Origin of the sequence: Actinocrinis sp. (assembly GCF_035938995.1) — a bacterium.
Taxonomy (GTDB): Bacteria; Actinomycetota; Actinomycetes; order Streptomycetales; family Catenulisporaceae; genus DASZGI01.
Map to the genome: position 1 here is coordinate 21,651 of NZ_DASZGI010000309.1, position 9,159 is coordinate 30,809.

The following is a 9,159-nucleotide window of genomic DNA, read 5'->3' on the forward strand; positions in this document are numbered from 1 at the left end:
AACGACGGCCCATGCTCGGGGCCGATTCCACCGCCGGGCGGCTGTGGTCCGCACCATGGGACTGATACTGGCCGTGGCGGGCCTTTTCGGCGCGAGCGGCGCCACCGCGAAGCCATCAGGACCCGTAGCAGCACGCGTTGCGGCTGCCCTGCCGGACGTCGGCCCGGTCGCGGCCGGCGACGAGGTGGTGACGGGTGTCGGTGACACCCGCGGCTACCACGTGTACGCGGCCAGTTCCGGTGGTGGCTGGGCGTGGCGGCCTCTGGCGACGGTGCAGCCCGGCGGATACTCCGACGAGCGCTGGATCGGTCGCCAATGCCTGACCGGTGACGGTCGACAGGTGGTGGCAGTTGTCGCGCCGTGGCACGCGGCCAACAGCCCTGACGGCATGGACGCCGGCGGCTACGCCTACGCGATCGACGCACACACTGGCGCCGTTCGGCCCCTGGCCGCCGGAGTGTCGCTGGCGTACTTCGATCCCGGCTGCGGTGCCGACGGGCGCGCCGTCCTGACCCGGTATACCGCGCGCGACGAGGGTGCGACCCAGTTGTTGAGCGTGGATACCGATACCGAGGCGGTCACCGCATCCCCGCGGATCGACGGGGAACTCACGTCGGCGGTGCCAGTCGGCGGCGCGACGGTCGCAGTGCGGGGCGATAGTGTGGTCCGCCTGTCCGGTGGCGCTGAGCAGCGCATGGCAGATCTTCCCGGCCAACCCTTCGACCTGCGACCCAATGCCTCCGGCGGGGTCGACCTCCTGGTCCGGGAGAACTCCACGACCGCCGGGCTGTGGCGTCTCGATGCCTCAGGAGCGGCCTCGCGCCTCGGTTCCGGTGCGCTCGTCGGCGCCGCACTCTACGGCGGCCGGGGCGGACGCACCATGGCCGCCGGGGTGGCATTGCGGCCCGGCGTACGAGGCGGACCGGCTGTGCTGCGGGCCGCCGCCGAGGCGGTGTCCGAGGACGGTACGACGCAGGTGCGGGCTTCGGCCCGGTCCGGTCCGGCTCCGGTCGCCCAGGACCGGTCGGCCGGAGCCACCGAGCTGAGGGCCGCCGACTCCGGCCGCGTGCTGGCCAGTTCCGTGCCCCCGCCGGGGCCGACCGTCACCAGGGTCGTGCCTGACTATGTCGGCTCGGTCCGCTCCAGCGCGGCCGAAGCGGCGGCCACGCAGTCGCCGGCGTGCGCGGTGCCGCGGGACGACGTGACGCTGCAGGTTCCGCAGCCGGGCGCGGCCCAGATCGACTGGGCCGCCCAGCAGGCCGCCCGCGGACAGTTGACGGCGCTGCGACCCGACGGCGCCTGGGGACTCCCGGCCTCGGCGCCGTCGTCGGACTTCCCGCTGCCCGCCCCCTTCGGGGGAGTGATCCATCCGGTGCCGCGGGAGGTCGTCGAGGCGGTGATGGCGCAGGAATCGAACTGGTCCCAGGCGTCTTGGCATGCCCTTCCCGGGCTTGCGGGCAACCCGCTCATCGCCGACTACTACGGCTACAACGCCTCTGGCACCATCGATTACGGCCTAGCCGACTGCGGGTACGGGGTCGGGCAGATCACCTCGATCATGACAGTCGGGGCGACCGATCCCTACACGGGTCTGGCGGTCCCGAACACGATCCAGAAGAAAGTCGCGGTCGACTACGCGGAGAACGCCGCAGCCACCGCGTACTTCCTGGCCCACAAGTGGAACGACGTGACCGGGGCCGGGATCATCGCGAACAACGGCGATCCGTCGATGCTGGAGAACTGGTACTTCGCGATCTGGGCGTACAACACCGGACTGCACGCCTACAGCAGCACGCAGCCTTGGGGGCTGGGCTGGCTGAACAACCCGATCAACCCCATCTACCCGGCCACCCGCAACCCGTTCCTGCAGACCAGTTACGGCGACGCCAGCCACCCCGGTGACTGGCCGTATCAGGAGCGTGTGATGGGCTGGATGAACGTGCCGCTGGGCGGCGACAGCCCGGACTATGCCCGCTCCGCCAGGTATCCGATCCTGCCCACCGACATCATGTTCTGCTCCACCGCGGTGAACCAGTGCGATCCGCTGGATCCGAACAAGGTGTACTGCCAGCGCTCGGACTACGAATGCTGGTGGCATGCGAACCAAGCCTGGGTGTCCAGCTGTGCCTCCGTATGCACGGCCGGATTCTTCACGTTGAATCCCGCAGCCGCCGAGCCGTCAGCCCCGGCGGACCCGCATCCGCCGGTGTGCTCCTCGACGTTGCCGGGAAACGCCATCATCGTCAACGACCAACCGGGCGACGTGAACCTGGCCGGTTGCGGAAGTTCCAACTGGCACAACGCCGGCAGCTTCCAGGCGTCCTTCGGCACCGACGCATCCGGCGACCCGATCGGTGTCATCGACTGGCACCAACTGGGCGCCGGATTCGGCGGGCACTTCTGGTTCAGCCACACCCGGCAGGCCGGTGAGCCGAATACTGTCACCGGCACCTGGACTCCGTCCTCTCTGACCGAGGGCACCTACAACGTCAAGGTGTTCGTCCCAGACACCGGCGCCGGCGCGGTGGAGGCCACCTACACCATCAACCCCGGCAACGGCCATGCCTCCGTCCAGCGCACGATCGACCAGTCCACGACCTCGAACGCCTGGGTCGGACTGGGCGACTTCACCCTCTATCCGGGTGCGAGCGTCGTCCTGTCCAGCGTCACCGGCGACGGCAACGACGCCACTGACATCGCCTTCAGCGCCACGGCGTTCGTGCCGGTGTCCGGCACCATCGTGCATCACACGGTGGACGCCGTCTCGATCTTCCAGCCCACCCAGAACATCGACACAGGGATGGACAGCTACCTGAAATCGATCCTGGTCTCGCAGAACGCCGTCACCCAGTGGGCGACCGGGGAGACCTCGGCCGCGGCTGGCCTGCCGACATGCACCGGGACACCGGCCGGAAACTGCATCACGGCCGCGGTGAAATCCTCGTTCAGCACATGGGCCACGTCGATCGCCACCGAGCCGACGGCCGTATGGCTGGGTCTGGCCAACCCGGCGCTTCCCTCGCCGGTGCCAGGGGGCTGGTTCGACGACCCGACCCACTACAAGGCCCAGACCCACTTCGACGTCGACTTCATGCTGCGCGCCGACGGCTCGATCGACCCCGGCTCGATCGACGTCACCGGCGTCAATCGGGTCGGGGACACCGAACTGGCACCGTTCATCCTGCCCTTCATGAACGCCGTCGCGGCCGACTACGCCATTCCGGCCCCGGACCTGTCCTACGCCGCTCCCAATCTGAACACCTACAACGACGTCAGCACGTCTGTGGACCTCAACGCCACGGGCCTGGCACCGGGACGCAACTACATGTCCTATGTCGAACCGCCAGCACTGGCGGACAACAACACCTGCCTCTCGCTGGCCGCCATGGAAGGCGGAGCCGACGGCTACAAGCCGATCGTCAACGACCCCGGCATTGACGCCAGCACCGCTGCCTGGGTCGCAGCCCTCTACACCGGCTACCAGAACAACGTGGTCCCGAAGGTGGTCTGGGACACCGCCGCCAACATCGTCAAGGCGTTCTTCCACCCGATTTCCAAGGACCTTCTCGGCCAGGTGGCCGCGTTCATCTCGGCACCCCAGATCCCGTTCGACCCCCAGGGCTCGATATTCACCATGGCGCCGGGCATCTGGGCCGAGCCGCACTTGAAGCTGTGCACGGGCTCGACCCTGGTCAAGCCGGACGGCGGCACCGACCCCGCCGGCATGCAGACCACCGTCGACAACTCCTACATGCCCGACCTCTACCTGCTCGTCGACAACAAGCTCTACGACGCGTTCGGTACCAAGGCGGCAGGGCCGATCAACACCGGCGACTGGAAGACGTTCTCGGCGCCGCCGTGGCAGGCCGCCCCGAGTCCTACCCCCTGGAACACCTGTTACATCGGGCCGGCGCTGCCACTGAACCAGCAAACCTTCCCCGACGCACCGTTCATCGCCCGACGGGACGGGAACCCTTTCGACATCCATCTTCTGCAATCACCCGGCGAGAGCGGGAACAGTGTCTTCCTGTGCGACCGGCCTCAGGAGGGAACCCACTACGACAACCCACAGCCCTGATCCGCGACTCATGAGGCGCCACAGACGCTGGACGGCGTTTACCGGGCGGTGTTCAAGTCCGTGATCAACACCGCGGTCCTCGACGGGCTGTTGGGGGTCAACCCGTGCTACCGGATCGAGCAGCCCGAGCCGCACCCGCATCGCTTCGACCCGCTCACCGCGGCGCAGGTCGCCGCGAACGCCTGGCGGGCGCCGGTCCGCTACCGGGCGTTCGGCGAGAGCGCGGGCCTGGGCCGCAGTCACGTGCTGGTCGAACTGCGGCTGCTGGCCGTTGACCGGCAGCTCGATCGGCACAACAGCCGCCCGAGCCCGGCGCGCACCTCGTCGTGGCCACGGTGGCCGGCAGTGACACAATGCGGCGGTTTTGGTTGGCTTTTATGGGGTGGGATGGGTGAGGTCGGTTAGTTCGATGCCTTTCTTGACCGTATTGCGAATCAGTACGGCGATCGCCTCGGATTGAGCGTGATCGCGTCGAGCCTCGGGGGGTTAGCGGGACCTTCTCGAGCTGGTATTCGCCTCGGTCCGTATTGGCGAGCTCTGGGCCGGTGCGATCGGCCTTGTCCGTGCGCGGATGTGAGTGAGGTAGAAGTGCTCGCGCACGTGTCGGTCACAGCGCCGGGGCCGTCTAGTCCCTCAAAGCCTCAGAGGTCGTACTCGACTTGTGGATTTCGGTGTAGGCGGTACGTGGTGCCTTCATCGGGACGGCGACGATTTGGAGTCGACACGGTTCTGGACACCAGTTGGATTATGCAGCGATGGACATGCGCTGTTGCCAGGCAGTTCGGGTTTCGGCTGGGGTTTTGTAGCCGAGAGCGGAGTGCAGCCGTCTTTGGTTGTAGTGGGTGATCCAGTTCTCGATGTCGCGACGCGCGGTCGCGCGGTCGGGCCAGGCGCTGACGCCGATCTCGGCCTTGACGGTCGCGAAGAATGACTCCGCCGCGGCGCCGTCGAGGCACGAGCCGCTGCGGCTGGTGCTCTGCCGGATATCCAGACGGCGTAGCGCATTTCGGTAGGCCCGGGAATGATATTGGCTGGGTTCAATCGATCGTGGCAACACCAGCTTCTGATATCGACAGAACACCAGCGCCCGCTCCGGCGGGTCTAGGTACAAGCCGACCACGTCGTGCACCTTGTCCACGAAGTACGGGTCGGTGGACAGCTTGAAGGCCTCGGTGCGGTGCGGCGCCAGGCCGAACGCGCGCCAGATGCGCGAGACAGTGGACTGCGACAGGCCGGTCTCGGCGGCCATCGACCTGGTTGACCAGTGCGTGGCGTCCTTCGGCGTGCGCTCCAGCGTTGCGGCGATCAGTTCGGCCACCTGCTCGTCGGTCACCGTGCGCGGCCCGCCGGGCCTGGGCATGTCACCCAGGCCGGCGATCCGGTGCGCCACGAACCTGGCACGCCACCGTCCCACCGCGTGCGGCGTCGCCCCGAGCAATTCGGCAACATCCTTATTCGACGCGCCGCCCGCGCACTCCAGAATGATCCGGCACCGCAACGCCCACGCCTGCGGCGTGGAATGGCGCCGCACCCAGCCCTCCAGAGCAGCTCGCTCCTCGTCCGACAACACCAACTCGGCCTTAGGCCGACCCGTCCGCGTCACACCCCGAGCCTACACTTCTGAACAGAATTCCTGACTCAGAACACTAGACCGCGGGCTCGGGCTTAGTTACCGGGGTGGCGAAGGTGCTCTCGAGCTGAACAAAACCGTGCCGCTGGTAAAACCGGATCGCGCCGTTGTTCGCCGTGTAGGCGGTAACGCGCATCTGGGCGGCGCCCCGGCTGCTGGCCCAGGCGGCGAACTCGCCGACAAGCCGCGACCCGATGCTTTGCCCACGCCAGACGGGCTGGACGAACATGCTGATCAGATGGGCACGGGCAACCAGCCACATGTCCGAGCTGTCGTGATACGCGCCGAGCAGGTGCCCGACAACTTCGCCGTCGTGGTCTGCGACCAGCACCAGCATGTTCGGGTTGTTGAGGTGGTCGGCGTAGGACTGCGCCGCGTGTAACCGTGGCCACCGCGGGTCGCGAAGCGGGTCCCGCAACGCGGCGTCGTCCTCGGACAGCCCCGCGCTGCTGGCGACCAGCCCCTCGATGTCTGACCCGCCCGCGGGCCGTATCAAGACGATGTCGCGCTCACCGACCATGAGGCGAGAGTAACAGATCCCTTAATTTGACGTAGGACAGGATGCTGATATCCCGGGCCTGCTGGACGGGCCGGCCGAACCGGTTAGCGCACGCTTACGAACCGGTGAGGGGCGGCGGTACGGTCATCACCCGGCCGATAGGGGTGGTTTTGCGGTGTCCGTCGCTCATGCTCGCGGTGACCACGACGCCGTCGGCGCGCAGGACGGTGATCTCGGTGACTGCGGTTCCGGCGAACCCCGCGAGCATCGTGGTATCGACGCGCTGGTCGTGAATGTCCATGGTCCACGAGCTGCCGTTCTCGCCCACGCTGATTTCGTCGGCAGACGGGTGGGGATAGCCGTGTGGGGCACTCCAGGACCAACCTGTCCACCGAACCGGATCAACTTCACGCAGGGGCCCGTTTGCGTGGCCCTCAAACAGCGCGACGCCGCGCAGGCCGCCGAGTTCGTCGCCCAGCAGACCGAACGCTCAAACCTCGCGCGTAGAGCGGAAGACGCCGCGAACCGACGGCCTGATGAAGGCCAAGTCATCACATTGCGATGATCCACCCCACAAGCTGACAGCTTGGCATGTGAGCGGGGCGAAAGTCCGTTGCCGCCGGCCGCTAGTGCTGACACGATGCTGCCGGTGATCAACACTGCGGGTTCGCTGGCCGGCCGGGTCGTTCTGGTGACCGGGGTCAGCCGCGAGATCGGGATCGGTGCCGCGATCGCACGTGAGGTCGCCGGCAGGGGCGCTGACGTGTTTCTCGCCTCCTGGCCCGCGGCCGATGCCGAGCAGCCCTGGGGCGCCTGCCCACGCTTCGCGGACGAACTGGTGCAGCAGTTGCGCGCCGGCGGGGTCCGGGCCGGCCACCTGGCCGTGGATCTGGCCGATCCCGCCGCCCCCGCGGAACTGTTCGAGGCCGCCCGCGCCGAGCTCGGCCACATCGACGCGGTGGTCGCCAACCACGCCCGCTCCAGCGACCAGGACCTCGAACACGTCACGGTGCAGGAGCTCGACACCTGTTTCGCGGTCAACACCCGAGCCAGCCTGCTGCTGGCCAAACAGTTCGCGGCTCGCCACGATGACACGCGCCCGGGCGGGCGGATTGTGCTGTTCACCTCCGGCCAGCACCTGGGCCCGATGCCCGCGGAACTTCCGTACGTCGTCTCCAAGGGCGCGATCCAGCAGATGACCGCGAGTCTCGCCGCGCATCTGGCGCCGCGCGGCATTACGGTCAACTGTGTCAATCCCGGTCCGACCGACACCGGGTGGGCCGATCCCGAGCTGACCGCCCGCGTGCTCGACCGGCTGCCGTTGGGGCGCTGGGGCCGGCCTCAGGACGCCGCCCGGCTGGTTGCGTGGCTGCTGTCCGATGAAGCGCAGTGGATCGTGGGCCAGACGATCAACTCGGAAGGCGGCTTCACCCGCGGCTAACCTCGCCTGCGCGGGCGAGGGGTGGCCCGTGGCTCAGTTCTGCCGGATCGGGGACCGGCCCTGTCGCAGTGCTCTACGCTATGCGGTGGCGTGCCGCGGCGAGGCTGTGGCGGGGAGGGCAGTATGACCGATCTCGAACCGCCCACACGTGGTGATCTGGCCGCGGGTGCCTGGACTACGGCGCAGATTGACACGACCGTTGCGCATCCGGCCCGTATGTACGACTACTACCTTGGCGGGCAAGACCACTACAAGGTGGACCGGGAGGCGGCGGAAGCCGTCACGGCGGTCGTGCCTGAGATTCGTGCAGGCGCTCGTGCGAACCGCGCCTTCCTCGGCCGCGCGGTTCGGTTCCTCGCAACGGCGGGCGTGCGCCAGTTCCTCGACATCGGCACAGGGCTTCCCGGGCCGGACAACACCAACCAGGTCGCACACAGCATCGCGCACGACGCGCGCGTCGTGTATGTGGACAACGATCCGATTGTGATCACACACGCGCGTGCACTGCTCGCCAAGACCGATGCGGGCCGAACGACGGTGGCCTTCGCGGACCTGCGCAATCCAGAATTTATCCTTGGTCATCCCGAGGTGCGCGCGGTGCTGGACTTCACCGAACCGGTCGCGGTGCTGCTCGTCGCGGTGCTGCACTTCATCAGGGACAGCGAGGATCCACCGGGCATCGTGGAGAAACTCATGGCCGCGATGGCACCGGGCAGCTATCTGGCGATCACACACGCGACCGCGGACGTTCACCCTGGACCTGCCGACAGGGTGACCGGCCTCTACGAACAGGCCTCGGCTGCGCCGCTCGTGCTGCGCAGTCGGGGCCAGGTCGACGCACTGTTCTCCGGTCTGGAATACGTTGAGCCTGGACTGGTGCACGTCTCGCGCTGGCGCCCGGACGGTGCGGTCCCCTCGGACGCCGACCACACCTCGATCTACGGCGGCATCGGCCGCAAGGACTGACCGACCGATTCGCCTCGTTGCGCTGCAGAACGTGGGCGTGTCGTGGTCACCAGCGACCCGGACGACCTGGCAAAGGTGGATGAGAAACTCACTCTGATCCAGGTCTGAACCAGTCACCGAGCCCGCACCTTGAAAATCGGCCGCTGCACCGTCTATGAGCTTCTCCGCTCAACCTGACGCGTCTTCAGATCTATGACGGCCCCAAAGGCTGCGGCTTCGCCGAAGTCTGCGTGCTGGGCCGGCTACCCAAGCGCGGGGTCTTGACTCCCGCGGGTTCAGGGAAACTGAGAGGGCAATAAGCGAGTCTTATGCCTTTTGCCTGCAGGTGTGGATCAGGGTTGCTGGTCGGCGGGGGTGGTGCGGGTGCCGATTATTCCGTCCGTGCAGGTCAGAGGGTTTAGTGCGACCTGTGGCGCTTTGGTGGTCGTCCGCGTGTTGCGGTGGTGGGTTCGCCACGATGGTTGCTTGTGCTGGTGCGTTTTGCGTATCTCGCGGTGGGTAACGTGTTCGCGGCGTTGCGGCTGATACGGGTGGGGGAGCGGGAG

At 67.5% G+C, this 9,159-nt stretch carries 7 protein-coding genes and 1 pseudogene; 4 read left to right on the top strand and 4 right to left on the bottom strand.

Annotation, left to right across the window (positions count from 1 at the left end; translation table 11 throughout):
• The first annotated feature begins 55 nt into the window (after nucleotides 1–55).
• Nucleotides 56–4,078 carry a hypothetical protein gene (locus tag VGZ32_RS21590; protein ID WP_326887952.1) on the top strand — a complete coding sequence of 1,341 codons (4,023 nt, stop codon included), beginning with the start codon at nucleotides 56–58 and terminating at the stop codon, nucleotides 4,076–4,078.
• 48 nt (nucleotides 4,079–4,126) lie between these two features.
• On the top strand, nucleotides 4,127–4,483 hold the full coding sequence (locus VGZ32_RS21595) for a hypothetical protein (RefSeq protein ID WP_326887953.1): 357 nt from the start codon (nucleotides 4,127–4,129) through the stop codon (nucleotides 4,481–4,483).
• Between the two features lie 340 nt (nucleotides 4,484–4,823).
• On the opposite strand, the gene VGZ32_RS28880 is transcribed toward VGZ32_RS21595, so the two are convergent.
• The 4 genes and pseudogenes from VGZ32_RS28880 to VGZ32_RS21610 all read right to left on the bottom strand — a co-directional run bounded on the left by VGZ32_RS28880 (nucleotide 4,824) and on the right by VGZ32_RS21610 (nucleotide 6,535).
• Nucleotides 4,824–5,159 carry an integrase core domain-containing protein gene (locus VGZ32_RS28880; protein WP_349263705.1) on the bottom strand — a complete coding sequence of 112 codons (336 nt, stop codon included), beginning with the start codon at nucleotides 5,157–5,159 and terminating at the stop codon, nucleotides 4,824–4,826.
• Nucleotides 5,139–5,681: pseudogene (locus VGZ32_RS28885) on the bottom strand (IS630 family transposase); the annotation flags it as partial. The gene VGZ32_RS28880 and the pseudogene VGZ32_RS28885, both read right to left, overlap by 21 nt.
• Before the next feature lie 43 nt (nucleotides 5,682–5,724).
• Nucleotides 5,725–6,228 carry a GNAT family N-acetyltransferase gene (locus tag VGZ32_RS21605; protein WP_326887955.1) on the bottom strand — a complete coding sequence of 168 codons (504 nt, stop codon included), beginning with the start codon at nucleotides 6,226–6,228 and terminating at the stop codon, nucleotides 5,725–5,727.
• Between the two features lie 94 nt (nucleotides 6,229–6,322).
• Nucleotides 6,323–6,535 carry a hypothetical protein gene (locus VGZ32_RS21610; protein WP_326887956.1) on the bottom strand — a complete coding sequence of 71 codons (213 nt, stop codon included), beginning with the start codon at nucleotides 6,533–6,535 and terminating at the stop codon, nucleotides 6,323–6,325.
• A gap of 312 nt (nucleotides 6,536–6,847) precedes the next feature.
• Here VGZ32_RS21610 and VGZ32_RS21615 point away from each other — a divergent pair, with 312 nt between their 5' ends.
• Entirely contained in the window at nucleotides 6,848–7,648 is an 801-nt protein-coding gene (locus tag VGZ32_RS21615) for an SDR family oxidoreductase (RefSeq protein ID WP_414642578.1), read from the top strand.
• Nucleotides 7,649–7,771: 123 nt separating this feature from the next.
• A complete protein-coding gene (locus VGZ32_RS21620) occupies nucleotides 7,772–8,614 on the top strand; it encodes an SAM-dependent methyltransferase (protein WP_326887958.1) in 843 nt (280 codons plus the stop codon).
• The last annotated feature ends 545 nt before the right edge of the window (nucleotides 8,615–9,159 follow it).